Below are 26438 nucleotides of genomic sequence, written 5' to 3' on the forward strand. Positions count from 1 at the left end.
AGCGGGAATGGAATAATGACGCGAAGCGGCATTATATCAGCGCATACCGGTTTCTGCGCTCGCGCAGAAAGCCGGGCGCTTAGGATTCGCCGGAGGCCCATGTCCGCGAAGCGGGAATGGAATAATGACGCGAAGCGGGTATTATATAACAGGAACATTGTGATATTGAGAAGAAGGGTTGGAGGGACATGAAATGTATTTAATTGCAGGACTTGGAAATCCTACAAAACAGTATGAAGGAACACGCCATAATGCGGGATTTTCTGTCATTGATGTACTGGCCGGCAAGTTGGGCATCAGCGTGAATGAAAATAAACATAAAGGGCTGATTGGACGGGGAATGGCCGGTAGTGAGAAGGTAATTCTGTTAAAACCACAGACATTTATGAATTTAAGCGGGGAGAGCGTTAGAGCAGTTTCTGATTTCTATAAAATCGAACCGGAGAATATTATTATAATATATGACGACATAGACCTGGCACCGGGCCATCTGCGAGTCAGAGCCAAAGGCAGTGCCGGCGGCCACAATGGCATCAAAAGTATAATTGCTCATCTGGGAACACAGGAATTCCCCAGAGTCCGCGTAGGAGTAGGCGCAAAGCCGGACAGAATGGATCTGGCTGATTATGTGCTGGGACGTTTTCCTCAGGTGGAAAAGCAGGTGATGGAAGATGCCTTTGAGGCGGCGGCGCAGGCGGCGGTAACGATCGTTGAAGAAGGAACCGATACGGCTATGAACCGTTTTAACGGAAGGAAATAGTGGAAATTACAATGAGTGATGTTTTCGCAAATCCATTAACTGAATTAAAAGAATTTGAAGATCTGGACCAGGATATCGTAAAGGGCCGGGGCCCTGTTCAGGTGAGCGGATGTATGGATTCCCAGAGAGTCCATCTGATGCATGAAGCGGCGGCAGGCATTCCGTGGAAGCTGGTAGTCACATATGATGATACCAGAGCCAGGGAGCTGTATGATGACTTTCACTATTTTGAACCGAATACATGGCTTTATCCGGCGAAGGATCTGCTGTTTTACAGCGCTGATATTCAGGGAAATCTGATGGTAAAACAGCGCCTTCAAGTACTCAAGGGGCTTCTGGAAAATGAAGGAGGAGTCGTGATTACGACTCTGGACGGCCTTATGGATCACCTGCTTCCGCTGGAGATGATGAAATCCCAGGCTGTCGTAATAACCTGTGGGGACGAGATGGATACGCAGGTCTGGACGGAAAAGCTTACGGCGATGGGATATGAGCGTCTTCCGCAGGTAGACGGTATGGGACAGTTTTCTGTCAGAGGCGGAATTATTGATATATTTCCCCTTACGGAAGAACTTCCGGTCAGAATCGAATTGTGGGATACAGAAATAGACTCGATCCGTACCTTTGATACGGAGAGCCAGCGTTCCGTTGAGCAGCTAGACTGCGTGACTATTTATCCAGCGGCGGAAATGGTTGTGACGAAGGAGCAGATCAGCCAGGGAATCGATCGGATAGAAAAAGAAGAAAAAAAATATTATAAGGCTCTTCGTGACCAGATGAAGACGGAAGAGGCTCACAGGCTCCATATGACGGTTTCGGAAGTACTGGACGGGCTGAGAGAAGGATGGCATGTGAGGGGACTGGACGGGTTCCTTCAGTATTTTTGCAGGGACACGGTGTCTTTTCTCGATTATTTTCCCAGAGATAATACGGTAATCTTTTTGGATGAACCGGCCAGGCTGAGGGAAAAGGGCGAGACGGTAGAGCTGGAATTTAGAGAGAGCATGGCTCACAGGCTGGAGAAGGGATATTTGCTGCCGGGACAGGCAGAACTGCTCTATCCTGCGGAGGAGGTTCTGGCCAGAGCACAGAATAAGAGGACGGTATTTATTACAGCGCTGGAACAGAAGCTGCCCGGCATGACAGTTAAGCAGAAGTACCATATTGAAGCGCGCAATGTGAATTCTTACCAGACCAGCTTTGAAGTGCTGATTAAGGACCTCAAACGATGGAAAAAAGAGAAGTTCAGGGTAGTACTGCTGTCCGGATCCAGAACGAGGGCCAGCAGGCTGGCGGGGGACCTGAGAGAATACGAACTCAGCGCCTTTTGCACCGACGATGCCGAGAGGAGGGTGCAGCCGGGAGAAATTCTGGTGACTTACGGCAATCTTCACAGGGGCTTTGAATATCCCCTTATTAAATTTGTCGTTATTACAGAAGGCGACATGTTTGGCTCTGAAAAGAAAAAAAAGAAGAGAAAAAAGACTTCCTATGAAGGAAAGAAGATTCAGAGCTTTTCAGAGCTGGCTGTGGGAGACTACGTCGTTCATGAGGACCATGGGCTTGGAATTTACCGGGGAATAGAAAAGATTGAACAAGATCATATCATCAAGGATTATATAAAAATTGAGTATGGGGACGGAGGAAATCTGTATCTGCCTGCAACCAGGCTGGAGGGAATACAGAAGTATGCCGGGTCTGACGCAAAAGCGCCCCGGCTTAACAAGCTGGGCGGCGAGCAGTGGAAGAAAACAAAGACCAGAGTTAAGGGGGCTGTTCGGGAAATAGCAAAGGACCTGGTCCGCCTTTATGCGGCCAGACAGCAGACCGAAGGCTTTGTATGCGGGCCGGATACGGTATGGCAGAAAGAATTCGAAGAAATGTTTCCATATGAAGAGACGGAAGACCAGCTGGAGGCGATTGAATCGACAAAGGCGGACATGGAAAGCCGTAAAATTATGGACCGCCTGATTTGTGGAGACGTAGGATACGGTAAGACAGAAATTGCCTTGAGAGCGGCGTTTAAAGCGGTGCAGGAAAGCAGGCAGGTCGTCTACCTCGTGCCGACAACGATACTGGCTCAGCAGCATTATAATACATTCGTTCAGCGAATGAAGGATTTTCCCGTGCGTGTAGACTGATGTCTCGATTTAAAACACCATCAGAACAGAAGAAGACCATTGAAGATCTGAAAAAAGGGTTTGTGGATGTTCTGATCGGTACCCATCGAGTGCTTTCCAAAGATATTCAGTTCAAAAATCTGGGACTTCTGATTATTGATGAAGAACAGCGATTTGGCGTTTCAGACAAAGAAAAAATAAAGAAGCTGAGAGAAAACGTGGACGTTTTGACGCTGACGGCAACGCCGATTCCGAGAACGCTTCACATGAGCCTGATCGGTATCCGCGACATGAGTGTATTGGAGGAGCCACCTGTTGACCGTGTGCCGATTCAGACATATGTTATGGAATACAATGATGAAATGGTCCGCGAAGCGATTCAGAGGGAGATGGCCCGGGGCGGTCAGGTGTACTATGTATATAACCGGGTGAGCAATATTGACGAGGTGGCGAATCATGTCGCACAGCTGGTGCCGGAAGCGAATGTGGTATTTGCTCATGGTCAGATGAGAGAACATCAGCTGGAAAAGATCATGCTGGCTTTTGTCAATGGAGAGATTGATGTGCTCGTTTCTACTACGATTATAGAAACAGGTCTGGATATTTCCAATGCGAACACCATGATTATTCACGATGCCGACAGGCTGGGGCTTTCCCAGCTGTATCAGCTGAGAGGAAGGGTCGGGAGGTCCAACAGAACGGCATATGCATTCCTGATGTATCGCCGCGACAAGCTCCTTAGAGAAGAGGCGGAAAAGAGGCTTCAGGCAATCAGGGAATTCACGGAACTGGGCTCTGGTATTAAGATCGCCATGAGAGACCTGGAAATCCGCGGCGCAGGAAATATCTTGGGTGCGGAACAGCATGGACATATGGAAGCGGTGGGGTATGATCTCTACTGTAAACTCCTGAATCAGGCTGTCCAGGCATTGAAGGGAGAAAAACCGGAAGAAGAGGAATACCAGACTGTGGTGGACTGCGATATCGATGCATATATCCCTACCTCTTATATTAAGAATGAATATCAGAAGCTGGACATCTATAAGAGGATATCGGGGATAGAAGATGAGGAAGAGTACATGGATATGCAGGATGAACTGATGGACCGCTTTGGAGATATACCGCGTCCCGTTGATAATCTTCTGAAAGTAGCGGCACTGAAGGCTCTCGCCCATAAAGCTTATGTAACGGAAGTGACGATTAACCGCCAGGAAGCAAGGCTGACCATGTTTGCCCGGGCAAAGCTGGATGTTTCCCGCATTCCGGAGCTGGTGGCGGAATACAGAGGTGATCTGAAGTTCCAGGCCACTGCTGAGATTCCCTATTTTCTTTATATAGACCAAAGAAATAAAAATAAAGACTGTACGGAAATGATAGAAAAAACAAAGGCCATTCTTGAACAAATCATCGGCATCACAGATGAGGCACAGTCAAATTCAAAGAACAGCTGAAACAGCAGGAAAATGTTCCAAAAATAAAATCAGCCATGCCACGACACCAGAATCCGCACCAAGGCAGCAGTTATATCACTGACCTGGAAGGCAATCCGGTGACGAAGGCATGGCTTTTTGGTTTCCTGACCTCCTCTATGACGGAACACGGGAATATTACTGCTGATTCACGGAATTGATTTTTTTATAAATCAGTCCTGCTATGCCCCAAAGGAGGAAAATAATCAGAGGTTCCATGATGTTTAAGAACGGGAAGATCCCGTATTCAATGCCATTCAGAAAGTTTTCAAATCCCCCTGTTTTCTGATGGACCAGCCATCGGTTATTATTCGCAAAAGACATAATGAGAATTCCCAGTAAGATATTTTCTATGGTCCATAATCCCAGTACAGATAAGGCGTTTTTCACTCTGGACTGGGAAGTGCCGTGTATTTTGGTTTGAAATATCATGTACATGACAGCCATCAAGGCAGGCAGTGCAAACTCTGTGATATACAGGAAATCATTTGATGTAGTTTCTTCTATATAATCGGCCAGAGTCAGAACTGCCCAGGAAAGTATTTGCATCAGAGTAATAAGCATCGTATCTGTTCCCATATTAAGCCGCCTTCCTTTCCGTCAAAAGCCCTTCTGTTTCAGGATATGAGACGCCACCGCCTTATTTGTATCCAGCCATGCGCCGCGGGACAGCATGTATCCGATCAAATCTCCAAGCATGTTGACGCGGCTGACACGGCCGATAAATTGCGGATGGAGTACGAAATTTATCATTCTGCCTTCAGAAGCCAGCGCATCAAATTCATCTTTCCAGATCTCAAACATCTCTCCGGGAGACTTCAGCTCGTACCGTTCAGGAGCACTGTCCGTATAGAAATCGTAGGCCGTATCGTCGAAAATAGAGTCTTTGGGCAGTTCCACCAGCGGCACCGTTTGACCGTTGATTTGATGGAAAAAGGGACCGTCGCTGTCCCGCCAGTTTGAGCTGTAGATATATCCGTGTTCCAGAAACAGGCGGAGGCTGTAATCATGGATGACGCCTCCGGGAGCGCGGTGTCCTGCCAGCTTCTGCCCGCAGATATCATAAATGATCTTTTCGGAGCGCAGCATGGTAGCGTGTTCTTCTTCGTATGTAGTTGTGGTAAATTCCTCGTGTTCATATCCGTGAAATCCGATTTCATGCCCCCTGCTGCTGATTTCACGCACTACTTCAGGATATTTTTCTGCGATGACCCCGGGAATAAAAAACGTAGCCTTTACATTCCATGTATCCAGCATGCTGAGGATACGGGGAACTCCCTGCTTCGGCCCGTAGGCACCTCTGGAAAGGTTGGTAATATGGTCTCTGTTTCCGTCTCCTCTTGTGGTCCACATCGTTTCTGCATCCAGATCAAATGCCATCATGACGGCGATTCGCTTTCCGTTTGGCCATGTTATCATCTTATATACACCTCCTTTCGTCAGGACAGCTGCCTGAATTCCGTTCCTGCATCCGACAGCTTTTTTCCAGAACATAGCGGGCTGTTTCCTCACATGTAGCGATCCAGGCGCCGTGATTCTGCATATAGCCGATGAATTCTCCTAAAGCAGTGATCCGGCTGGCTCTTCCGATCATCTGGGGATGGAGTTTCAGAACGAATATTTTGTCGCCCTCTTCAGCCAGGCCGTCAAATTCAGCTTTCCAGTTGCCGATTACCTCCCGATTGGTGTACATGGAACGCACGGCAGGATCACTGAACGTAAAGTAATAGTATGTAAAATCATCCATAGTGATATCGCAAGGAAACTCTACGAGAGGTAGTTCCCTCCCATCTTTTTCCCATAAATAGGCCCAGTCACAGTCCTTCATGGAAGAGCTGTAAAGATAACCTCTTTTTACAAGAAGCTCGGGAGTAAATGGGTGGATTATACTTTCCGGACCGCGGTGCCCTACCGGGCGTTTTCCTGTTATGGAGGAAAGAAGCTGTTCGCTCTTTTCCATCAGCACTTCTTCTTCGCTCATGGAAATTCCGCGTTCAGATTCGTGCATATAACCGTGATATGCCAGTTCATGGCCGCGGGCATGAATATCACGGACACAGTCCGTATATTGTTCCACAACGATTCCCGGTACGAAAAATGTCGCCTTTACTCCAAACGTATCCAGCATGGACAGGCAGCGGGAGAGACCTTCATGCGGTCCGTACTGGCCGCGGGAGTAATCAGTAAAGCCAATGGACGTCCCTTTTGATTTTGCCCGGGATGCCCTCAGATATTCTGCATCAAAGTCAAATGTGAGCATGACGGCAATCCGTTTACCGCCTGGCCAGGAAATCGATGGGCCGTTCGTTTTTCCGTCAATCTTAAGCTGCATAAATCAGTCTCCTTTTCTTTTAGTGCGTGATGCAACTCTCCAGGAAGATACGTCTGAACAGTTACACATTAATTTTAGTATAACATTATTTGCTGTTATTGCAAGGAAGTTAAAATTGCTTAAAACCTGAAAAAACACATTGATTCCATTGCATATTTATGCTATAGTATTGATTAATTGTGGCATTGCGCCACTTTTTCCATTTATAGGAACTGGAAAGATTATGAAAAAGGAGAGACTTAATTATGAAGAAGATCGCGTTATTTTTATGCACAGCGCTGACGATTGCTGCTCTGGCAGGCTGCGGCGGCGGAAGTAAGGAAACTGCAGCGGAAACAACCAAGGCACAGACAGAAGCGGCAGGCGGCACAGAAGAGAAAGCCGAATCATCAGATGATAAAACAGCAGATGCAGAAGGCGAAAAGGCAGAAGCTCCCGCGGAGAATCCATTCAGCGGAAAGACTGTGAAAGTGGGCTGTTCAGCTACATTTGTTCCTTACGAATCTATCGAGATGGCTGCTGACGGCAGCAAGGCTTATAAAGGTATGAACATCGATATGATCAAGGCAATTGTTGAGAAAAACGGCGGCACCGTAGAATTCCAGGACATGCCGTTTAAGAGCCTTATGGCGGCAATTCAGGCTGGTCAGATCGATTTCTGCAGCGGTGGAATGCAGCCGACAGAAGAGAGAGAAAAGACACTGGATTTCTCTGAAATCTTTTTCTATCCGAGAAATGCCATCGTATACAGAAGCGGCGATACATATCCTGATCTGGATTCCTTACAGGGCAAGACAATTGCTTATGTATTCGGAACGAATTACCAGCAGGTAGCAGAGAGTGTAGACGGTGCCAAAACGGTAGGAATTCAGGGAAGCCCGGCGTGCATCGAGGAAGTAAAGAGCAAGAGAGCAGACGCATGCATTATCGACGGTGCTGGTGCGGCAGAATTTTTAAAGCAGAATGAAGGCCTGGAAATGAGCCTTCTGGATAAGACAGAGGACTGCTTTGCGATTGGATTCCCGAAGGAATCTCCATACTACGAGACGTTCAACAATACATTAAAAGAGATGATGGAAAACGGCGAGCTGGATGAAATCATTGCAAATCACTTGAGTGAACAGTTTATTTTAGACTAAAGAAAAGGGGCAGCATAGATGAAACTTGACTTTTCCTGCGTATGGCAGTATTGGCCGTTCCTGTATCATGGGGCAATTCTTACACTGAAGATGACAGCAATCTGTGCTGTTCTCGGTTTTATACTGGGTGTGCTGTTATCCCTGATTAAGCTGAGCAAATGGAAACCGCTCGTATGGTTTGGACGGTTCTATACATCAATTTTCAGGGGTACGCCCCTTCTCGTACAGCTGTGTATCGTGCATTTTGGACTTCCCCAGCTGCTCGGGATTACATTTTCCACAACACAGTCAGGTATCCTTACATTCTCTCTGAATTCAGCAGCGTATATTTCTGAAATATTCCGCGGAGGCATTCAGGGTGTGGATAAGGGACAGTATGAAGCGGCCCAGTCCCTTGGTATCGGATATACGGATATGATGAAGGACATCGTTATTCCGCAAGCGATTAAGCATGTCCTTCCAAGCCTTGTAAATGAGGCGATCGCCCTTTTAAAGGAGTCATCCATCCTTTCATATATCGGAGCGGTGGAGCTTTTAAGGGCGGCGGACCAGATTACGGTAATGAGCTTCCGTTTCTTTGAACCGTATCTTGTAATCGCATTAATCTATTATGTATTGGTAATGATCTTGTCGGTATTTGCAAACCGTCTGGAAAGGTGGGTGAACAGAAGTGATAGAGTTTCGTGACGTACATAAAAGCTTTGGTCATCTGGAGGTTCTCAAGGGAGTTAATTTCTCTATAGAAAAGGGTCAGGTCGTTACACTGATCGGACCGTCCGGTTCCGGTAAATCCACGATTCTCCGCTGTATCAATCTTCTGGAGAGACCGACGGAAGGGCAGGTGCTGATCGACGGCAATGATATCACTCTGCCGAAAGTGGCCATTCAGGCAATCCGCAAGGATATCGGGATGGTATTTCAGCATTTTAACCTCTTTCCTCATATGACTGTTATGGAGAACATGACATACGCTCCGATCAAGGTAAATAAGATGTCTAGGGAAGAGGCGGAAAAGAAGGCTTCGGAACTCCTGAAGCTGGTTGGGCTGACAGAAAAGGCGGATGCATATCCCAATAAACTGTCCGGAGGCCAGAAACAGCGTATTGCAATTGCCCGCGCTCTGGCAATGGAGCCGAAAATAATGCTGTTTGATGAACCGACTTCCGCACTGGATCCGGAAATGGTAAAAGAGGTGCTGGAGGTTATCAAAGGCCTGGCCCATACGGGAATCACCATGGCGCTTGTTACCCATGAAATGGGGTTTGCAAGAGAGGTATCCGACAGGATCTGCTTTATCGACGAAGGAAAGATTCTGGAAGACGCAACGCCGGATGAATTCTTTAAAAATCCTAAAACAGAACGAGCGAAATCTTTTCTGGAGAAGGTGTTGTAAAGGCATAAAGAGCCGGTCTTTTGTTCCGATGCAGTGGCAAGTCGCAAAAGACCGGCTTTTATGCCGCGAGGCGGTCGCAGAAGCGGCAGAGGACGGGATTTTATGCCGCGAGGTGGTCGTGAAAGTGGCAGAGGACGGGATTTTATGCCGCGAGGCGGTCGTGGAAGCTGAAAGGGACTGGGTTCTGGAATATGAGCGGCAGAAAATAGCTGCCCTGTAAGTCGTTAGGACTTACGGGGCAGCTATTTTCTGTCTTTATGTACATTTTTTAATATTTACACGATTTGATAAGCTTATGCTTTTTTATATCCACATTTAGGACAAACACCATTTTCGTTAAGCGCAATACCGCACAGCGGACAGCGGTCGATATTATTTTTAGTTACAAATTCTTCTGAAGCTGCATTAACACCACTGCTGAAGGTGATTTTGGCAATATTCAGCTTGTCCTTCAGAAGATCGTACACAATCTTAATCATGCCTTCAACGGTCATAGTCTCTTTTGTAACTACCAGACGGCATTCCGGATATGCGGTTGCAAGCTCTGTCTTGAAAGCCGGACCCTTCATTTTATTGTTAGGCGCTCCGTCCTTAATTCCCTGTTCTTCATATACTTTAAGGATTGCAGGCAGCAGGGGATCATCTTCCCGTAAAATCAGGGCGTGGTCAAAGTTCTTCAGAACATCCCATGCAGTTTTTTGAATCTCATTGCAGGGGAATACCATATTGACGCCGGGTTCAACAGAATCTTCAACTTCAATAGTAAGAATTCCTGTGTGTCCGTGTAAATACTGTGCCTCACCTTTAAATCTGTAAAATCTGTGTGCATACTGCAGGTCCAGTGTTGTAATACTTCTCATAGCTGTTCTCCTTTTCTTAATCTATGTTTACGGGTTATACTATACGTCCGTATGCGTCTTGTAACGCGATCTGCTGGATTTCTGCAGGCGTAATATATGAATCATTTGCGGCATTCCGGACAGATGCCTTTGAAAATAATATCATGGCCGGTAAATTGAAAACCGTGGGTATCCCTGATAGATTTCTCCAGATCTGTAAAATATTCCATGTCCACGTCAAAGAGCCGGCCGCATTGTATGCATATTATATGATAATGGTCGTGACACTGATGGTCGTAACGATCTGGCCCGCCGGGCACTTCTATTTTACGGATTTTACCGGCTTCAGTAAGCCGCTGTAGATTACGATAAACCGTACCTCTGCCAATTGTAGGATAATCTTTAACAATCGCATCATAAATTTCGTCCGCGGTTGCATGACAGCGCAGTTTGTTGACGGCATCTAAGACTAAAGAACATTGGATTGTGTTACGCTTAATCATAATTCGGTCGGTTCCTTTTTGATATTTTATCCTTAATGAGATTGTATCACAATAACGAACATGAGTCAACGAGTATTGGAATAATTTTCCTGCTTTCACTAAAGAAATCTGGCGGCCAGGAAGGTGAGCCATACCATATTGATGGAACCGCCGATGCGGGAACAGATCGTGAGGAACGGAAGAAGCTCCATTCGTTTTGCCGCAGCCAGTACGGCTACGTCGCCGGTACCGCCCATATCTGCCAGCCCCAGGCCCGCCATAATAGAACCTTCCATGAAGTAAAAACCGAAAAGATAGCTCAGTACTCCGGATACGATTAAAGTGATCAGTACACAGAGCACACATAAGATGACGTAAGTCGGATCTTTCAGCAGGCCGACGATCTGGTTCAGGTTCAGCACGCCTAGAGAAATTGCAGCAAGAGCTGCCGGAGTAAGAACCTTGGCCATGAATTTGGTCCAGGCACCGGATGGACTGCAGATACATTCCGGGCAAAGATTCATGACCTTAAACAGGATAGCGGGGACGATCATCCACACATAGGCGTTGAGGAACGGAACGAAGTGAGCTCCGATCTGACCGAATGCGTAGAAGCCGCAGGTCAGCATAAAGCCGACGCGCAGGGATGTAAACGTAGTAGAATCCGGATCGGATACGAGTTCTTTTTTCTGCTCATCCGTAATATTTATGATCCCTTTGGAGCGGAGCAGATCATTGCCTCCCGAACCGGCAAAGCCCTTTACAATGAAGTCGTGATTTTTATTGCCGATGGCGGACAGGATGGAGGCAGAGAGAATGGTCAGTATATTAGCGATCATAACAGATGAAGTCAGCGTGGTCAGAAAGTAATCGGCCGTCTGGCCGCTGTAGCTGGCGTATACTTCTGAAAGAGGAACGGCGGAGGCGCTGACTCCGGATCCCAGAATCGGGCCGGCAATATAAAGCATCGTCTCCAGAAGACCGTATCCCATAGCCATGCCGACAAGTCCCGATAATAACGTTGCCAGGATGATCGTGCCAGCCATTGGGATAATGAAGCGTGCGCCTGCATTTATAAGAACCCTTCGGTCCATGGCAAGAATGCTGCCCACAAGAAGGCTTGGTACGAGAAATGAAGTATAGTCGTAGCCGCTGAAAAAGTTCTTGCTGATGGCTCCGGCGCTTTCCGGCAGTATGCCTAAGTAAAGAAGAATGGCAGGCAGAAGAACTGCGAGAATTGTTCCGAGGCCGTAATCTTTTAATACAGGGACCTGATCGCCCAGCCAGTTCAGGCCGACGCCCAGAATCAGGGCGATCGTAAAACCACCCATCATTTTGTCCGGCAGAACTTCCAAATAAACGGCGGTAAGGGTGACCGCCAGGACACATAAGAACCATGCAATCGGCATTCCGGAAACGCTTAATGTTTTTTTATGATCCATATATACTCTCCTTTTCTACAGACAGAGTTCAACAGGGACGTTATAATCTTTAGCAATACGCCGGTTTTCTTCAATCACTTCGACAGGATATGTAATGCCTTCTTTCAGCTGCCGTTCCATCGTTCGCGCTTCGATTTCTCCCGGCACGTAAATTTCTTCTACTCCTTCCGCTTTTTTTCCGGATTTGAGATAAGATACCGCGTCATCCATCCTTTTTTTGAAAGCCAGAGCATCATCAATGGAATTGATATCTATGAACTGCAGCAGATGACCGGTATTCTGAACGATTTCAGGTTCTTCGTAGAAATCGCTGATCGTAGGACCGAAACAGGAATCATTTAAAACGGCTGAAATAATTGCATTCATAAATGTAAGACCGTATCCTTTGTAATCACCAAAGGGACGGACCGTGCCCCAGTATGCTGCCTCCGCGTCAGTCGTAGGCCTGCCGTTCGTATCGAAAGCCCAGTCTTTTGGAACAGGGGTGTGGGTCTTGCGGGCCATGACAATCTTTCCGCGGGCTACAACACTGGTGGCCATGTCTAGTACCACATTGGGCCGGGTGAGGCATGGAGCTGCAATGGCAAAGGGATTGTTGCCCAGCTGCCGTTCGCTCCCTCCCCAGGGCGCCATAATATTGCCGCAGTTGATTGTCCAGCAGAAACCGATCATGTCGGCTTTGGCAGCCATTTCTGCATAATAGGCACATGTGCCAGGTGGTTGCTTCCAGTGATGGAGACGGTGGAAGAACCATATTCCCGGGCAAGGCGGATGCCCACCTCTGTTCCATAGCAGGCGCTTACCATGCCCATGGCATTATGGCCGTCAACGAGGGCGGTAGCCCCTTCTGACGGATGATTTCCGGTCTGGCTGACGGATCTGTTCCCCGGCATCTCAGGCGCTGGTATATATGGATGTTCTCATGATACCGTGAGAATACACGCCTCTGGCGTCAGCGGTGACCAGATGATCCGCAACGCACTGCGCATCGGCTGCGCTCATCCCGGCTCCCATATATATTGCTTTCTGCCACTTAAGGACCTTTTCAAAGGGGAGGGTAAGCGTTTTATCGAATGTGTAGTCTGACATAAAATTACCTCCTTTAATTTTGTATACCAATAAAAAATAATTGGTATATTATTTGTGTGCAATGTATCATATTATAATCAATAGATCAAGATGTTGTTGTAAAGATTGTACAATCGGTATGATTTTATATGGAAAAAATGTGAAATATCTATATACCAATTTTGGAATATGGTATATAATTTGAGGTGAATATTATACCAATTGTGGCTATCGGAAAAAATTGAAAAGGCAGGAATTTTTATGGATGTCAGAGGTATTGAAGTAAAAAAAGATAAAAAGATTCCCATGTATCAGCAGGTGAGTGATGGGATACTTAAAATGATTGATTATGGTGAGCTGAAGAATGGTGACTGTCTGATGCCTGAAAGAAAGCTGTCTGAACGCATGGGGATATCCAGGGGAACGGTGAGAAAAGCATATATGTATCTGAAAGACATGGGCATGGTGATCTCCAAAAAAGGCGGTAATTATTATGTATCAGGAGCTGATAAACGATCAGGTTACAGAGAAATCAGGGCTGCACGGATGATTGATCAGATGCTGAAGGAGCTGATGGACTTTGGCCTGACACCACGGGAAATCTCTCAGTTTGTGGGAAAGGGCGTTACCAGAATACTGAATCGCGACGACAAGATTATGGTTGGGGTGATTGAATGCAGAAAAGATGTATACTATGTATTTGAACGCTTTTTTTCCGGATACCCGGACGTTGAATTTAACTTTTTTGTGCTGGATGAGCTGACTGCAGTTCCGGAACTGCTGATGCAGGCAGAATCTTGTGATCTGATTCTGACGACGGCTTCCCATTACTATGATATCTGCAGGCTCTACCCGTCGCTGGAATCCAGAATGCTTGAAATTATCACTTTATGGAGCCAGAAAACGCTGACGGAAATACACAAGATCACATCTCAAGATTCTGTGGGAGTGATTTATTCTAGCGTTAAAACAGTTGCACTGGCAAAAAGCATGCTGAAATATTTTAATATATCATACAAAAACCTTCAGGTGATCAATCAGAATAATATACGCCTTCTGGAAGAATTCTTTCTTCAGCATGATGTGCTGATTGCAGAGCCGATGTGCAGCATCTTTTCACGCATGCAGTACCAGGGAATGGTTCAGCAGTTTCAGGCAAGAGGAGGAAAAATTATTATATTTGAACACTACATAGACAGGGATTCGTCAAAGGCGATTGACAATGAGATTTCACGTCTGGCAGAAGAAAAAAGCAATGAACGGTATGGAATCGAATTTTAATACAGGGGAAAAGACCGCCTCAGGCGGAGAAAAATTACAGACCTCTAAAAGGCCATGCCGACGGCATGGCCTTGATCTTTTTTCAGCACGCTTTTTTTAAAGAGAAATCCTGTTGTTGGCAGGGTTAAGGATTGTAGAGGATCATATGCAGAACTGCCGTTTCCTTTCCTGTATTTCGATAGGAATGTGCCGTATCGGCTTTAAAACGAATGCTCTCTCCCTTTTTAACATGAAACGCATGGCCGTCGGCAGTGACTTCAATTCCGCCGGCCGAGATGGTAATGAATTCGGCGGTTCCCTTCAAGTGGGGCTCCGACTCCCAGTAGCTTTCTCCGTCCAGTTCCAGATAGTACACGGCAAACCGGCGGTTTTCATCATCCGGAAAGATCGAATAATTTTTAACTCTTCCGCCGTCTTCAAGCAGAGGCTGGATTTCAGATATTTTTACGATTTCATACGGATTTTCCGGGCGGACAGTCAGGGCGTCGAAAGGCACCTTTAAACCGTTGGATATTTTCCACAGTGTCGATATGGTCGGATTTCCGTCACTCCGTTCAATCTGGGCCAGCATACTTTTACTGACTCCGCTTAGTTTAGAGAGCTCGTCCAGACTCAGTTTATTCTCTTCGCGCAGCCTTCTGATATTTTTAGCAACGATCATATTCATCGGATCCAAAATAATCACACCTCCCTATTGACAATATAAAGAACAAAATGTATTATTATATTGTACATGTGCAATATAATATCTGTTTTGTATTATTATATAATTTTACGTTCTGTTTGTAAAGAGGAGAAAAATTCAAAATGAAGTCCTCAGTTTTAATCCTGAGGGGTAAGGAGGTCTGATATGTTCCACTTATATGATTTTTTAATTTACTGTTTTATTACTGCGTACACACCTGGAGCAAATAATCTGCTTTCCATGAGCAACGCAATCAGGCTCGGATTCCGCCGCAGTGTCCGCTTTAATATTGGGATATTAGCCGGTTTTTCGGTTGTGATGACGATTTGTACGATTTTCAGCGCAACGTTGTACTCACTTCTGCCCAGATTAAAGATGGTCATGCAGATTCTGGGAGCGGCCTATATGCTATATCTTGCCTGGAAGGTGTGGAAAAGCTCTGCGGATTTAAGTGCGGATGGTGGAAAAGAGGCCAGTTTTCTTTCCGGCATGATTCTGCAGTTTGCAAATCCTAAAATCTATATTTATGCAATAACTGCAATGTCACTTTATATACTGCCTATTTATCAGTCTGCCGGTGCACTGGCAGGATTCACGGTTATCCTGTCATTGATCGGAGCATCCGGTTCGTTCGTATGGGCTTTATTTGGAGCAGCTTTCTGCAGATTCTTTTCCAGACATACAAAAGCTGTAAATCTCATAATGGCCTGCCTGCTTGTATACTGTGCGGTGTCGCTGTTTTTATGATCTGAAAGGGGACTGCAGCTGGACGGAAATAAAAAGAGTACTCATGGCAGTCGGTTTACACAGCGCTTAGCCATAGAGTACTCTTTTTATTTTCATTTATTATTCCGGACAGAACATTGGGCATTCTGCCTAGTTGGATTTGACCTCTTTCCACATTTCGTTGTATATGGAATCCGTTTCGTCGCCCATGTAATTAAAGACTTCACAGTTCTGAAGTCTGCTCACATCAGGGAAAACGGCTTTGTTTTCCTGAACCTCCGGATCCAGAAGATCAAAGGCCCCCTTGTTTGGCGTGGCATAGGTAATATACTCGAAATTTTTCTTGGCGATGTCAGGACGGCAGAGAAAATTAATCCATTTTTCCGCATTTTCCTTATTCTTCGCATTGGCAGGAATGACCCAGGAATCGATCCAGATATTTGTTCCTTCTTCTGGAAGAACGTATTCAAGTGTAAAGTCAGAACCGGCCGTCTCTTCCTGGATATAAAGCATTTCTCCGGAATAGATGACACTGATTGCGGCTTCTTCACCGATCATTTTATCGCGTACCTGGTCAATGACATAGGCCTGTACGAGAGGCTTTTGGCGGATGAGCAGATCACGTGCTTTGGCAAGTTCTTCAGGGCTTTTCGTATTCATGGAATATCCAAGCTCCTTTAACGCTACCATAAAGGCGTCGCGCACCGAATCCTGCATGAGAATTTCGCCTTTATACCGTTCATCCCAGAGATCGGCCCATTTCGTAGGGGCAGGCACGCCAAGCTGCTTGATCAGCTCCGTGTTATAAAGAATGCCTACGGTTCCCCAAGTATAAGGGACGGAATACTTATTCTCAGGATCAAAACTTTTCGATCGGTCCATATAAACAGGATCAATTTCTTTTATATTTGGAACATTTTCAAAGTTAATTTCCGCCAGGAGTCCGTTTTCCGCCATTTTCTGAATCATGTAATCAGACGGACAGACAACGTCGTATTGCACGGCGCCGGCTTCGATAACGGGGTACATTTCTTCATTTGTCTCAAACAGGTCATATGTAACCTGAATGCCCGTTTCCTGTTCGAATTGATCGATGACACTTTCGTCAATATATTCTCCCCAGTTATACACGTACAACTCATTGGAACTGGAATTGATGTAATGCTTGTATGTCGTAAAGGAAACGGAAACCACGATGAAGAATGCCGCTGCCACGAGCAGGCCCTTTCGGAAGGTCTCCATATTTTTCCGCCGTTTTCTGACTTCTTCCGGAACGGGCATCCCTGCCGGCGGCCGTTTCCCGGACTTTTCCGGAGAAAAATTCGTAATCAGGAGCAGAGCCAGTACAGTTACAAAGATAATAGAGGAAAGTGCGTACATGCTCGGCTTAATGCCGCGTCTTACCTCGCTGTAGATCAGGGTGGACAAGGTATTGATTCCGGCGCCTCTGGTGAAGTGGGTGATGATGAAATCATCCAGAGACATGGTAAATGCAAGGAGAAATCCGGAGAGTACCCCCGGCATGATATCCGGAAAGACGACCTTGAAAAATGCCTGTACCGGACCTGCACCCAGGTCCATGGCTGCTTCATACGTATATTTATCCGTCTGCTTCAGCTTCGGCATGACGCTCAGTATGACGTACGGGATGTTAAAGGTAATGTGGGCCAGAAGAATCGTTTTAAAGCCAAGAGAGATTCCGAATGCGATAAAGGTCAGCATCAGGGAAATACCTGTAACGATTTCTGAATTGAGCATGGGGATGTTGTTTACTCCTAAAACGACCGTTTTTGGAAGGCGTTTCATGGCGTTTATTCCCAGGGATGCTACCGTTCCGATGACCGTGGCCACAAGCGCGGAAATAAAAGCGATCAGGAGCGTATTGTACAGAGCATCCATGATTGTGGCGTTCTGAAACATTTCAGAATACCATTTTAAGGTAAAGCCGCCCCACTGTGTACGCGATTTGGAACTGTTAAAGGACAGCACCATCATAATTAAGATTGGAGCGTACAGGAAAATCAATATAAATACAAGATAAAAATTCTGAATAAAACGTTTAAAACGTGACTGTTCTCCATTCATCAAAACGCAGTGCCCTCCCCTTCTTTATCATATTTGGCGGTGAGTGCCATGTTGATTAAAATGAACACCATGAGAATCAGGGAGAGGCCGGACCCCAGATGCCAGTTGCTTCCCTTGGTAAATTCCTGCTCGATGATATTGCCGATCAGAAGGATTTTGCTTCCGCCCAAGAGGGTGGAGATGACAAAGGTAGTGAGGGCCGGAACGAATACCATGTTAATGCCACTGATAATGCCGGGAAGGCTCAGAGGCAGCAGGATTCTGGTTATGACCTGGAAATTGCTGGCGCCCAGGTCCTTGGCCGCGTTGATGACGCTGTCGTCAATTTTAACCAGGACATTGTAGATCGGAAGCACCATGAACGGAAGGAAGTTATACACCATGCCGAGAATAATAGCGGCAGGGGTATTGATGATGGCTAATTTCGGTAGATGAAGAAAGCTGAGTATTCCGTTGATTACGCCGTTTTTTTCCAGGAGGGTCTGCCATGCCATCGTACGGAGAAGGAAATTCATCCACATGGGGAGGATAAAAATGAATACGATAAAACTCCCCTTTCCGACTCCTCGTTCTCTCAGGATAAGAGCCAGAGGATAGGCGAGAAGCAGGCAGATCATTGTGCTGATTACAGACAGTACAAGGGACAGAATGAGCGCCTTAGCATGCTCCGGCGTGGCAATCGCGGCCACATTGTCCATTGTGAAATGGCCCTTCCTGTCTGTGAAGCCGTAAAAGAAAATCATCATTAACGGGATGATGGTAAAACCGATCATCCATACGATATATGGGGAAGCCAGATATTTTTTGTAAGAACTATTCATTGACTCCAACCGCCTCCTCGTCTTCAGAAGCAGGTTTATTCATGATCTGTATATTGAACGGATCTACATGAATTCCCACCCGCTGACCAACAGGGCACATGCCGGTGCTGTGGACAAGCCATTCGAAGCCGTCCGGCGTGGTAACTTCCATTTCATAGTGAACACCCTTAAAGATCAGGTGTGTACAGACGCCGACCAGTGTTCCGTCTTCCGGTTTCACCAGTTCGATATCTTCCGGACGGATCACTACGTCGACAGGACGATTATTACCGAACCCCTTATCCACACAGTCAAACCTGGCACCGAAGATTTCTACCAGTTCGTCGTGGATCATCAAACCTGGCACGATGTTGCTTTCGCCGATAAAATCGGCAACAAACGCGTTTTCCGGCTCGTTGTAAATCTGTTCCGGAGTTCCCATCTGCTGGATATAGCCCTGATTCATAACCACGATTGTATCCGACATGGTAAGAGCTTCTTCCTGGTCATGAGTAACGTATATAAAGGTAATGCCCAGTTCATTTTTCAACCGGATCAGCTCATACTGCATGTCCTGACGCAGCTTCAGGTCCAGTGCGCCAAGGGGCTCGTCCAGAAGCAGTACACGCGGTTCGTTGACGATCGCGCGGGCAATTGCGATACGCTGCTGCTGGCCGCCGCTTAAGGAAGCAACGCTCCTGTTTTCGAAACCGTCCAGGTTGACCAGTTTCAGGGCATACTTGATTTTATCTTCGATATACGGTTTCGGTTTATTCTTGATTTTTAAACCAAAGGCGATATTTTCAGCGATGCTCATGTGAGTGAACAGAGCGTATTTCTGAAAAACGGTATTCAGAGCCCGTTTATTTGGCGGCAGAGCGGCAATGTCCTGTCCGTCAAAAATGACCCTTCCCTTATCCGGCTTTTCAAATCCGCCGATAATGCGCAGGGTGGTTGTCTTTCCGCAGCCGCTGGGACCGAGCAGAGTTACAAAGGTGTTTTCCCTTACCGAGAGGTTCAGTTCATCCAGAACGACAGTGCCGTCAAAGCTCTTGGTAATGTCAATCAAATTAATTAATGGCTGCTCCATTTTGAATTCCTCCTGTGTAATAGGTGTAGCGATCGATCAAAAACTTGGCGGCGAACTCACCCAGATGAGGACAGCTCCTGATTTCGTTGTCAGAAAGTGCTGCTTATCCGCGGTATAATAAAAGGATTCCCCTTTTTTCGCCTTATAAGTCTTGCTGCCTAAATGCACAGATATACTGCCCTGAAGGACATAGCCGAATTCTTCGCCTTCATGGGGCGTATCGGGATACGTAGAACCTCCGGCTTCCAGTGTCAGGAGAATCGGCTCCATACAATTTTTCTGCGCATTTGGAATAATCCACTTGATCTCATTTTTTAATTCTGCGTCATATTTCTCAAAATAATCCTGCCGGCCGAAAACGATCTGTTCATCCGGTGACTCATTAAAGAATTCTCCGATCGATGTACCGAGACACTGGAGAATGTCCATCAGTGTGGCGATGGAAGGGGATGTCAGATTGCGCTCTACCTGGGAAATGAATCCCTTGGACAGCTCCGCTCGGTCCGCCAGTTCTTCCTGGGTAAGTCCCTTTAAAATACGGAGTTCCTTTAATCGGTTTCCGATGTTCATAAGCACACGCTCCTGCCTGAATTTTGTTTATATAGTCTTCCGATGAAGCGCCAGGCGTAAAAACCTGCTTACAAGCAAGCTTGACACAGGTTCTTGTCCTGGCCTGTTTGGTTTATCACGGCGTATCTTCTTGTACGTCTTTCAGCCGCACAAGAAGCATCGGAGGTTCCTCCGATGAAGCGCCAGGCGTAAAAACCTGCTTACAAGCGAGCTTGACACAGGTTCTTACGCCTGGCGCTTCGCCGTTATGGACAGTTAATATATATAATAAAAAAGTTTAGTAATAATAAACAAACGGCAAACTTAATTATACAGAAAAAACTTATACTGTCAATAGATTTTTTATTGATTTTGTGATATGATATTTTTAGCTTACGGCGAGTAATTATACAGGAGGACATGAGCGGTATGAAAGGCAGATATATGGCATATGTTGGCTCGTATTCCTATACGGGAAAGGCCAAAGGAATAACAGTCTACGATATAGATGTGGAAAAAGGAATATTTATTCCCCGTTGTGAAGAAGAGGTGAACAACTCCTCTTATGTGATCGCATCCAGTGATACGAAGACACTATACTCCATTGCTGATGAGGGCGTGGTTTCGTTCCGAATCCATGAGAATGGAAGTATTACCCGTCTGAACTCTGCAGGAATCAAGGGGATGAGAGGATGCCATCTGTCTACGGATGCAAAGGACAAGTATCTTTTTGTTTCCGGTTATCATGACGGCAAATCCACAGTGCTCCGGCTGCATGAAGACGGGAGTATAGGCGAGATTGTGGACCATGTGTTCCACAAGGGGCTGGGAAGCGTGGCGGAACGTAATTTCCGTCCCCATGTCAGCTGTTCCAGAAGGACGCCTGACGGCAAGTACGTGATGGTATCCGATCTGGGTATCGACCAGGTAAAGATATACCGTTTTAACGAGTGCGATGAGAAGCTTGTTCTCGTGGATGCCCTTCGCTGCGAAAGAGAGTCTGCGCCTAAATGTTTCCGTTTCAGCTCAGACGGCAAATTTTTCTATCTTCTTTATGAATTAAAGAATGTGATCGAGGTCTATACATATGAGACCGGCGAACGCAATCCGAAGATCGAGAAGATACAGACGATTTCCACGACAGGCCCGAAGAGGCTGAGCCAGCTGACCGCGGCATGTTCCATGAGATTTTCATCAGATGAGAAATATCTCTTCTGCGGAAACGCAGGGGATAATACTGTGAGCGTATACAGGAGAGACACGGAAAACGGCCTTCTGGAACTGATCTGCTGTCTGCCGATCAGCGGGGACTACCCGAAAGATATTGCTGTCTTCCCGGATGACCAGCATATTGCTTCCATCAATCATGAGAACGGCAGCATTACGTTCTTCCATGTGGATTATGAAAAAGGACTCCTTGTAATGAGCGGAAAGTCCGTACGCGTCAATGAACCGAACAGCTGCGTAATTGTAAAGGTGAATTAATATATGGCAGGATCATCATTAGGTACGATATTCAGAATTACTACGTGGGGAGAATCCCACGGAAAAGGGCTGGGAGTTGTTGTAGACGGCTGCCCGGCAGGAATTCCTCTTGGTGAGGAAGACATACAAAAGTATCTCGACAGAAGAAAGCCTGGTCAAAGCAGGTTTACGACCGCCCGACAGGAAGGTGATAAAGCGGTTATTCTTTCCGGCGTTTTTGAAGGAAAAACCACAGGAACGCCGATTTCCATTCTGGTGGAAAATACGGACCAGCGTTCCCATGATTACAGCGAAATTAAGGATATATACCGCCCGGGCCATGCGGACTATACGTTTGATCAGAAGTATGGATTCCGGGATTACCGCGGGGGCGGACGTTCTTCCGGACGGGAGACGATCGGAAGAGTTGCAGCCGGAGCAGTGGCTGTCCAATTTCTGGAAACCATGGGAATAAAGGTAAGGGCATATACGAAGTCCATCGGCCCCATAGCGGTGGATGAAGCACGTTTCGATATTACGGCAATGGATGAAAACCGCCTTTACATGCCGGACAGAGAGGCCGCGAAGGAGGCAGAACGTTTTCTGGAACAGTGTATGGCGGAAAAAGATTCTGCCGGCGGCGTGGTGGAATGTGTGATAACCGGCATACCGGCCGGAATAGGGGAACCTGTTTTTGATAAACTGGATGCGAATCTGGCAAAGGCTGTTTTTTCCATCGGAGCCGTAAAGGGCTTTGAAGTAGGAGATGGATTTGAAGCGGCCAGGTCAAAAGGTTCTGTTAATAATGACGTTTTCCGCTATAATCAAAGCGGCGGCATAAGGAAGGAAACGAACCATTCGGGCGGAATTCTCGGCGGAATCAGCGACGGAAGCGATGTTGTATTCCGGGCTGCATTTAAGCCCACGCCATCGATTGCGTCTGTTCAGAAGACGGTTACGAGGAACGGAGAAGAGAAAGACATTGTAATTAAAGGACGTCATGATCCGATTATCGTTCCGCGGGCGGTGGTTGTCGTGGAAGCTATGGCGGCTTTGTCGGCGGCGGACCTGCTTCTGGTTTCTCTGGCTTCAAGAGCCGACAGAATTGTGGATATCATAAAAGAACTGCATGAAAAGAAATGATTAAAATAAAGGAGAATGATTATGAAAATTGCAATTGGAAATGATCACTCAGCTGTTGAAATGAAAAATGAGATTAAGTCTTTCCTGGAATCAAAGGGATATGAAGTCCTGGATCAGGGTACAAACAGCACGGAGAGCTGTGACTACCCTGCGTATGGTGAAAAGGTCGGGAAAGCAGTCGTGACCGGAGAAGCTGATCTGGCATCGCCATCTGCGGTACGGGACTTGGCATATCTCTGGCGGCCAACAAGGTGAAGGGGGTACGCGCATGCGTGTGCAGCGAGCCGTATACAGCAAGGATGTCCAGGCTTCACAACAACTGTAATGTTCTCTGCTTCGGTGCCCGTGTAGTTGGAAGCGAACTGGCGAAGATGATCGTAGAAGAGTGGCTGAAAACAGAATTTGAAGGCGGAAGGCATCAGAGACGTGTGGACATGATTATGGAGATCGAAAAACAGGCTGAATAATAAAACGATAGGTTCGGACGTGGAAAACGACGGGCTATCTGTTATGGCTTGACCGTCAGGTCAAGGCGGTTCCCGCACTTTATGAAGCGCGGAACGAATCAATCAAGAATCTGAGTGAGAAGGCTGCCGCAGCTGATTATTAACTTGTGCGGCAGCCTTTCGAATTCGAGGAAAGGAAGATTATGTATGAAAAAAATAGGTTTTATCGGAATCGGTATTATGGGAAAATCGATGGCCCGTAATCTGATGAAGGCAGGATATCAGGTGGCTGTATATACGAGGACGAAGGAAAAAGCAGACGAACTGATCACAGAAGGTGCAGAATGGTGTGATTCTGTTAAAGCATGTGCCGCAGGGCGGAATATGGTTATTACAATTATCGGAACGCCAAAGGATGTGGAAGAGGTTTATTTCGGAAAAGACGGAATAATTGAAAATGCGGATCGTGATACATATCTTGTGGATATGACGACTACCAGTCCAAAACTGGCTGTCAGAATTAGTGAAGAGGCAGAGAAACGGGGATTATTTGCGCTGGACGCTCCGGTGACAGGAGGGGACAGAGGCGCGAAGGAAGGAACTCTGACTATTCTTGCGGGAGGAGGCAGGGAAGCGTTCGAGGCCTGCCTGCCTGTTTTTGAGAAGATGGGGAAGACGATTGTATACGAAGGAAAGGCAGGAAACGGACAGCATACGAAAATGTGCAATCAGATTGCTGTGGCAGGAACGCTCGCAGGTATTGCGGAAGCGCTTGTTTACGCCAAAAATACGGGGCTGGACCCCTCTCTCATGATTGATACAATCAGCACAGGCGCGGCAGGAAGCGTTCAGATGAATATTCAGGCGCCTAAGATTCTGGCAGAAGACTATGCACCGGGATTTTTTATTAAACACTTTGTCAAAGATATGGCCTGGCCGATGAGGAAGCAAAAGCAGCAGGCGTAGAACTTAAAGTTCTGGAGACGGTGCTTTCTATGTACCGGGAACTTCAGGAGCAGGGCATGGATGAAGTGGGAATGCAGGCGCTGGTAAAATATTATAACTGGTAAAATATAAAAAGAAGCACAGTTCCGACCTGGGATGATGTTTCACGCCATAAGCTGTGAAACAGAATCAGGTTCAAAACCGTGCTTCTTTTTTCTGTACTCCTGTAAACCGCAATAAAAGGGAGCTATTTTAGAATTTTAAATTTGGGGAAGTAGCTAAAGAATACCTTTGCTACCATTTTCTCACGTTTGACATAATGATTTTTCCAGCGTCTGGCATCGGAAGAATAATTTCTGTTGTCTCCCATCATGAAGTAGGAATCTTCCGGCACTTCAAAATGAAGGGGAATGGGCTCGGGGTCCATATCTTCATTCAGATAAGGTTCGTCGAGGGGAGTATCGGAACCATTTAAGTATACATGGGAGCCGATGATGTCAATGGTGTCGCCGGGAAGGCCGATGATCCTTTTAACATAATAAATTTTTTTGCCTTCCGGAGAATCGGGCCAGACAAAAATTGCGATATCGCCTCTTTCCGGATCAGAGAACCGGTAGGAAAGCCTGGAGCCGATGACACGGTCGCCGGCCATAATCGTAGATTCCATAGAACCGGTGGGAACGCTGCTGTTGGCTATAATAAACGTATTTAGAACGAAAGCAATAAAAGCTGCGACAACAATAACCTGAATCCAGCTGATAATTTCGCCGGCCAGGGTTTTATTATTTCCTGCAAACATAAAAAACAACCCCTTATATTTTTATTTCGCCGGAGTCTCCTTTCGAACAAACGGGTAGGAAACTCCCTGGCCAGTAGGTCAGTCGGCTGTAAATCGTTTCGGATAGTTTTGCACCTTTCTGTGCGCAACCACTCAGGAACTTTTCATCTTACCTAGTTTATATGAGATTTCCGGCAGATGCAAGGGGTTTCGAAAAAAGTAAGAAATTAGCCAGAAAATAAGTAATGAAAATAAACGGAAAAACGGGTAAAATAATAGGACAGAAAAAGAAAGAGGGGAGAAGGAGAATGACAGGGAAGGAAAGCAGTCGTAATAAAAAATATGCAGCGGCAGGCATAGTACTGATTTTGAGCAGCGGGGCGCTTGGATTAGCTGCAAGAAAAATCGATGGATTTGGCAATCTGTATGCAGAGACGGTTTATCCCGTACTTGTCCGGATAATCGGCACGGCAGCCGGAGTCCTGCCTTTTTCGGTATCGGAAGCAGGACTTTACATTCTGATTGCCGCCTGTATTATTTATGGCATCATGTTCCGAAAACAGCCGGCCAGACTGATTTCGAGGACCCTGTGTTTCGTAGGAATACTTCTGTTCTCTTATATGGCAAACTGCGGCGTCAATTACTACCGCCTGCCTTTTTCTGCTTATGCCGGTATGGAACGAAGAGAATCATCGGGGGAGGAGCTTTTTGAATTTTGTGAGTATCTGACGGCAAAGGTGAATGAATACGGGGATTATGCGGGTAAAATGCTTTCAACCAGGGAATACGGCAGGGAAGGTGTGCGCGCCATGGGTAAGCTTGGCGAGGAATATCCTGTTCTGGGAGGATTTTATCCCAGGCCGAAGGCACTGGGGATTTCGTGGGTATTATCGGTTCAGCAGCTCTCCGGCATTTATTCTCCATTTACAATAGAAGCCAACTATAACAGGGATATGGTATCTTATAATATTCCCCATACGCTTTGTCACGAATTATCTCATCTAAAAGGCTTTATGAGAGAAGATGAGGCCAATTTTATCGGTTATTTAGCGTGTATAGAATCGGAAAAAGGAGAATTTCAGTATAGTGGCTATATGCTGGGCTGGATCTATGCAACCAATGCGCTGGCTGGGGAAGATATGAAACGGTATGTGGAGCTGTACGGAGAACTGGATGAGAGAATTAAAGAAGATCTCAGAGAAAACAGCGCGTTTTGGAACCGCTATGACGGCAGGGTTGCAAAGGCGGCGGATAAGGTAAATGATACATACCTGAAGATGAATGACCAGGAGGATGGGGTAAAAAGCTATGGAAGAGTAGTAGATTTAATGCTTGCCCATTATAGAAAGATGGAAAAGAAATCATGAATTCCATTGTATTATTATACCTAAAATGATAAAAT

General features: G+C 46.3%; 25 protein-coding genes and 3 pseudogenes. 13 read left to right on the top strand and 15 right to left on the bottom strand.

The window, feature by feature from the left end:
* Nucleotides 1-193: 193 nt before the first annotated feature.
* Nucleotides 194-760, top strand: a complete 567-nt coding sequence (gene pth, locus DXA13_RS17410; RefSeq protein WP_118246346.1) for an aminoacyl-tRNA hydrolase — start codon at nucleotides 194-196, stop codon at nucleotides 758-760.
* An 11-nt stretch (nucleotides 761-771) separates the two neighbouring features.
* Nucleotides 772-4331: pseudogene (gene mfd, locus DXA13_RS17415) on the top strand (transcription-repair coupling factor).
* A 156-nt stretch (nucleotides 4332-4487) separates the two neighbouring features.
* Here mfd and DXA13_RS17420 read toward each other — a convergent pair.
* The 3 genes from DXA13_RS17420 to DXA13_RS17430 are packed head-to-tail and all read right to left on the bottom strand — an operon-like array spanning nucleotide 4488 to nucleotide 6681.
* Nucleotides 4488-4928 carry a hypothetical protein gene (locus DXA13_RS17420; RefSeq protein ID WP_118246347.1) on the bottom strand — a complete coding sequence of 147 codons (441 nt, stop codon included), beginning with the start codon at nucleotides 4926-4928 and terminating at the stop codon, nucleotides 4488-4490.
* Between the two features lie 21 nt (nucleotides 4929-4949).
* Nucleotides 4950-5768, bottom strand: coding sequence for a polysaccharide deacetylase family protein (locus DXA13_RS17425; RefSeq protein WP_118246348.1), 819 nt, complete (start codon nucleotides 5766-5768; stop codon nucleotides 4950-4952).
* 1 nt (nucleotide 5769) lies between these two features.
* Nucleotides 5770-6681 (bottom strand): polysaccharide deacetylase, encoded by a 912-nt coding sequence (locus DXA13_RS17430; protein WP_118246349.1) that lies wholly within the window; start codon nucleotides 6679-6681, stop codon nucleotides 5770-5772.
* A 245-nt stretch (nucleotides 6682-6926) separates the two neighbouring features.
* On the opposite strand from DXA13_RS17430, the gene DXA13_RS17435 reads away from it, so the two are divergent.
* The 4 genes from DXA13_RS17435 to DXA13_RS17450 are packed head-to-tail and all read left to right on the top strand — an operon-like array spanning nucleotide 6927 to nucleotide 9433.
* Nucleotides 6927-7820, top strand: a complete 894-nt coding sequence (locus tag DXA13_RS17435) for an ABC transporter substrate-binding protein (RefSeq protein ID WP_118246350.1) — start codon at nucleotides 6927-6929, stop codon at nucleotides 7818-7820.
* A gap of 18 nt (nucleotides 7821-7838) precedes the next feature.
* A complete protein-coding gene (locus DXA13_RS17440; RefSeq protein WP_118246351.1) occupies nucleotides 7839-8507 on the top strand; it encodes an amino acid ABC transporter permease in 669 nt (222 codons plus the stop codon).
* A complete protein-coding gene (locus DXA13_RS17445; RefSeq protein WP_118246352.1) occupies nucleotides 8491-9213 on the top strand; it encodes an amino acid ABC transporter ATP-binding protein in 723 nt (240 codons plus the stop codon). The genes DXA13_RS17440 and DXA13_RS17445 overlap by 17 nt, the downstream gene beginning before the upstream one ends.
* Before the next feature lie 28 nt (nucleotides 9214-9241).
* Entirely contained in the window at nucleotides 9242-9433 is a 192-nt protein-coding gene (locus DXA13_RS17450) for a hypothetical protein (protein ID WP_118246353.1), read from the top strand.
* A 73-nt stretch (nucleotides 9434-9506) separates the two neighbouring features.
* Here DXA13_RS17450 and DXA13_RS17455 read toward each other — a convergent pair whose 3' ends face one another.
* From DXA13_RS17455 to DXA13_RS17480, 6 genes are all read right to left on the bottom strand, one after another.
* Nucleotides 9507-10073 carry a 6-carboxytetrahydropterin synthase gene (locus DXA13_RS17455; protein ID WP_118246354.1) on the bottom strand — a complete coding sequence of 189 codons (567 nt, stop codon included), beginning with the start codon at nucleotides 10071-10073 and terminating at the stop codon, nucleotides 9507-9509.
* A 101-nt stretch (nucleotides 10074-10174) separates the two neighbouring features.
* Nucleotides 10175-10687 (bottom strand): transcriptional repressor, encoded by a 513-nt coding sequence (locus DXA13_RS17460; RefSeq protein WP_347559902.1) that lies wholly within the window; start codon nucleotides 10685-10687, stop codon nucleotides 10175-10177.
* On the bottom strand, nucleotides 10654-11976 hold the full coding sequence (locus DXA13_RS17465) for a 2-hydroxycarboxylate transporter family protein (RefSeq protein WP_118246356.1): 1323 nt from the start codon (nucleotides 11974-11976) through the stop codon (nucleotides 10654-10656). Before DXA13_RS17465 ends, DXA13_RS17460 begins: the two co-directional genes overlap by 34 nt.
* Before the next feature lie 15 nt (nucleotides 11977-11991).
* On the bottom strand, nucleotides 11992-12666 hold the full coding sequence (locus DXA13_RS17470) for an Ldh family oxidoreductase (protein ID WP_118246357.1): 675 nt from the start codon (nucleotides 12664-12666) through the stop codon (nucleotides 11992-11994).
* Entirely contained in the window at nucleotides 12645-12869 is a 225-nt protein-coding gene (locus tag DXA13_RS17475) for an Ldh family oxidoreductase (protein ID WP_118246358.1), read from the bottom strand. The genes DXA13_RS17470 and DXA13_RS17475 overlap by 22 nt, the downstream gene beginning before the upstream one ends.
* A gap of 1 nt (nucleotide 12870) precedes the next feature.
* Nucleotides 12871-13065: an Ldh family oxidoreductase gene (locus tag DXA13_RS17480; RefSeq protein ID WP_118246359.1), complete on the bottom strand. Its 195-nt coding sequence runs from the start codon at nucleotides 13063-13065 to the stop codon at nucleotides 12871-12873.
* A gap of 240 nt (nucleotides 13066-13305) precedes the next feature.
* On the opposite strand from DXA13_RS17480, the gene DXA13_RS17485 reads away from it, so the two are divergent.
* The gene (locus DXA13_RS17485) at nucleotides 13306-14325 is read left to right on the top strand and encodes a winged helix-turn-helix domain-containing protein (RefSeq protein WP_147348052.1); all 1020 of its coding nucleotides are present in this window, start codon (nucleotides 13306-13308) and stop codon (nucleotides 14323-14325) included.
* Nucleotides 14326-14449: 124 nt separating this feature from the next.
* Here the strand turns inward: DXA13_RS17485 and DXA13_RS17490 are convergent, their stop codons facing one another.
* Entirely contained in the window at nucleotides 14450-15001 is a 552-nt protein-coding gene (locus tag DXA13_RS17490; RefSeq protein WP_118246361.1) for an XRE family transcriptional regulator, read from the bottom strand.
* A gap of 174 nt (nucleotides 15002-15175) precedes the next feature.
* On the opposite strand from DXA13_RS17490, the gene DXA13_RS17495 reads away from it, so the two are divergent.
* The gene (locus tag DXA13_RS17495; protein WP_118246362.1) at nucleotides 15176-15757 is read left to right on the top strand and encodes a LysE family transporter; all 582 of its coding nucleotides are present in this window, start codon (nucleotides 15176-15178) and stop codon (nucleotides 15755-15757) included.
* Between the two features lie 129 nt (nucleotides 15758-15886).
* Here the strand turns inward: DXA13_RS17495 and DXA13_RS17500 are convergent, their stop codons facing one another.
* The 4 genes from DXA13_RS17500 to DXA13_RS17515 are packed head-to-tail and all read right to left on the bottom strand — an operon-like array spanning nucleotide 15887 to nucleotide 20281.
* Nucleotides 15887-17821 (bottom strand): extracellular solute-binding protein, encoded by a 1935-nt coding sequence (locus DXA13_RS17500; RefSeq protein WP_118246363.1) that lies wholly within the window; start codon nucleotides 17819-17821, stop codon nucleotides 15887-15889.
* On the bottom strand, nucleotides 17821-18642 hold the full coding sequence (locus tag DXA13_RS17505) for an ABC transporter permease (protein ID WP_118246364.1): 822 nt from the start codon (nucleotides 18640-18642) through the stop codon (nucleotides 17821-17823). The genes DXA13_RS17500 and DXA13_RS17505 overlap by 1 nt, the downstream gene beginning before the upstream one ends.
* A complete protein-coding gene (locus DXA13_RS17510) occupies nucleotides 18635-19711 on the bottom strand; it encodes an ABC transporter ATP-binding protein (protein WP_118246365.1) in 1077 nt (358 codons plus the stop codon). Before DXA13_RS17510 ends, DXA13_RS17505 begins: the two co-directional genes overlap by 8 nt.
* A 36-nt stretch (nucleotides 19712-19747) precedes the next feature.
* Nucleotides 19748-20281, bottom strand: coding sequence for a helix-turn-helix domain-containing protein (locus DXA13_RS17515; RefSeq protein ID WP_118246366.1), 534 nt, complete (start codon nucleotides 20279-20281; stop codon nucleotides 19748-19750).
* Nucleotides 20282-20689: 408 nt separating this feature from the next.
* Between DXA13_RS17515 and DXA13_RS17520 the strand changes: the two genes are divergently transcribed.
* The 4 genes and pseudogenes from DXA13_RS17520 (at nucleotide 20690) to DXA13_RS17535 (ending at nucleotide 24383) form a co-directional block, all read left to right on the top strand.
* Nucleotides 20690-21745: a beta-propeller fold lactonase family protein gene (locus tag DXA13_RS17520; protein WP_118246367.1), complete on the top strand. Its 1056-nt coding sequence runs from the start codon at nucleotides 20690-20692 to the stop codon at nucleotides 21743-21745.
* Nucleotides 21746-21748: 3 nt separating this feature from the next.
* Nucleotides 21749-22867, top strand: a complete 1119-nt coding sequence (gene aroC / locus DXA13_RS17525) for a chorismate synthase (protein WP_118246368.1) — start codon at nucleotides 21749-21751, stop codon at nucleotides 22865-22867.
* A 21-nt stretch (nucleotides 22868-22888) separates the two neighbouring features.
* A pseudogene (gene rpiB / locus DXA13_RS17530) lies at nucleotides 22889-23334 on the top strand (ribose 5-phosphate isomerase B).
* Nucleotides 23335-23520: 186 nt separating this feature from the next.
* Nucleotides 23521-24383: pseudogene (locus tag DXA13_RS17535) on the top strand (NAD(P)-dependent oxidoreductase).
* 122 nt (nucleotides 24384-24505) lie between these two features.
* Here DXA13_RS17535 and lepB read toward each other — a convergent pair.
* On the bottom strand, nucleotides 24506-25057 hold the full coding sequence (gene lepB / locus DXA13_RS17540) for a signal peptidase I (protein ID WP_118246369.1): 552 nt from the start codon (nucleotides 25055-25057) through the stop codon (nucleotides 24506-24508).
* 287 nt (nucleotides 25058-25344) lie between these two features.
* On the opposite strand from lepB, the gene DXA13_RS17545 reads away from it, so the two are divergent.
* The gene (locus tag DXA13_RS17545; protein ID WP_118246380.1) at nucleotides 25345-26403 is read left to right on the top strand and encodes a DUF3810 domain-containing protein; all 1059 of its coding nucleotides are present in this window, start codon (nucleotides 25345-25347) and stop codon (nucleotides 26401-26403) included.
* The last annotated feature ends 35 nt before the right edge of the window (nucleotides 26404-26438 follow it).

The sequence above is a fragment of the Clostridium sp. AM58-1XD genome (assembly GCF_003464085.1).
Taxonomy (GTDB): domain Bacteria; phylum Bacillota; class Clostridia; order Lachnospirales; family Lachnospiraceae; genus Lachnoclostridium_A.

What these genes read in the sequence shown, in the direction of transcription:
- pth (WP_118246346.1), top strand. Translation starts at nt 194, where the DNA reads ATGTATTTAATTGCAGGACTTGGAAATCCTACAAAACAGTATGAAGGA.
- DXA13_RS17420 (WP_118246347.1), bottom strand. Translation starts at nt 4,928, where the DNA reads ATGGGAACAGATACGATGCTTATTACTCTGATGCAAATACTTTCCTGG.
- DXA13_RS17425 (WP_118246348.1), bottom strand. Translation starts at nt 5,768, where the DNA reads ATGATAACATGGCCAAACGGAAAGCGAATCGCCGTCATGATGGCATTT.
- DXA13_RS17430 (WP_118246349.1), bottom strand. Translation starts at nt 6,681, where the DNA reads ATGCAGCTTAAGATTGACGGAAAAACGAACGGCCCATCGATTTCCTGG.
- DXA13_RS17435 (WP_118246350.1), top strand. Translation starts at nt 6,927, where the DNA reads ATGAAGAAGATCGCGTTATTTTTATGCACAGCGCTGACGATTGCTGCT.
- DXA13_RS17440 (WP_118246351.1), top strand. Translation starts at nt 7,839, where the DNA reads ATGAAACTTGACTTTTCCTGCGTATGGCAGTATTGGCCGTTCCTGTAT.
- DXA13_RS17450 (WP_118246353.1), top strand. Translation starts at nt 9,242, where the DNA reads ATGCAGTGGCAAGTCGCAAAAGACCGGCTTTTATGCCGCGAGGCGGTC.
- DXA13_RS17455 (WP_118246354.1), bottom strand. Translation starts at nt 10,073, where the DNA reads ATGAGAAGTATTACAACACTGGACCTGCAGTATGCACACAGATTTTAC.
- DXA13_RS17460 (WP_347559902.1), bottom strand. Translation starts at nt 10,687, where the DNA reads ATGGCTCACCTTCCTGGCCGCCAGATTTCTTTAGTGAAAGCAGGAAAA.
- DXA13_RS17465 (WP_118246356.1), bottom strand. Translation starts at nt 11,976, where the DNA reads ATGGATCATAAAAAAACATTAAGCGTTTCCGGAATGCCGATTGCATGG.
- DXA13_RS17470 (WP_118246357.1), bottom strand. Translation starts at nt 12,666, where the DNA reads ATGGCTGCCAAAGCCGACATGATCGGTTTCTGCTGGACAATCAACTGC.
- DXA13_RS17475 (WP_118246358.1), bottom strand. Translation starts at nt 12,869, where the DNA reads ATGCCGGGGAACAGATCCGTCAGCCAGACCGGAAATCATCCGTCAGAA.
- DXA13_RS17480 (WP_118246359.1), bottom strand. Translation starts at nt 13,065, where the DNA reads ATGTCAGACTACACATTCGATAAAACGCTTACCCTCCCCTTTGAAAAG.
- DXA13_RS17485 (WP_147348052.1), top strand. Translation starts at nt 13,306, where the DNA reads ATGGATGTCAGAGGTATTGAAGTAAAAAAAGATAAAAAGATTCCCATG.
- DXA13_RS17495 (WP_118246362.1), top strand. Translation starts at nt 15,176, where the DNA reads ATGTTCCACTTATATGATTTTTTAATTTACTGTTTTATTACTGCGTAC.
- DXA13_RS17500 (WP_118246363.1), bottom strand. Translation starts at nt 17,821, where the DNA reads ATGAATGGAGAACAGTCACGTTTTAAACGTTTTATTCAGAATTTTTAT.
- DXA13_RS17505 (WP_118246364.1), bottom strand. Translation starts at nt 18,642, where the DNA reads ATGAATAGTTCTTACAAAAAATATCTGGCTTCCCCATATATCGTATGG.
- DXA13_RS17510 (WP_118246365.1), bottom strand. Translation starts at nt 19,711, where the DNA reads ATGGAGCAGCCATTAATTAATTTGATTGACATTACCAAGAGCTTTGAC.
- DXA13_RS17515 (WP_118246366.1), bottom strand. Translation starts at nt 20,281, where the DNA reads ATGAACATCGGAAACCGATTAAAGGAACTCCGTATTTTAAAGGGACTT.
- DXA13_RS17520 (WP_118246367.1), top strand. Translation starts at nt 20,690, where the DNA reads ATGAAAGGCAGATATATGGCATATGTTGGCTCGTATTCCTATACGGGA.
- aroC (WP_118246368.1), top strand. Translation starts at nt 21,749, where the DNA reads ATGGCAGGATCATCATTAGGTACGATATTCAGAATTACTACGTGGGGA.
- lepB (WP_118246369.1), bottom strand. Translation starts at nt 25,057, where the DNA reads ATGTTTGCAGGAAATAATAAAACCCTGGCCGGCGAAATTATCAGCTGG.
- DXA13_RS17545 (WP_118246380.1), top strand. Translation starts at nt 25,345, where the DNA reads ATGACAGGGAAGGAAAGCAGTCGTAATAAAAAATATGCAGCGGCAGGC.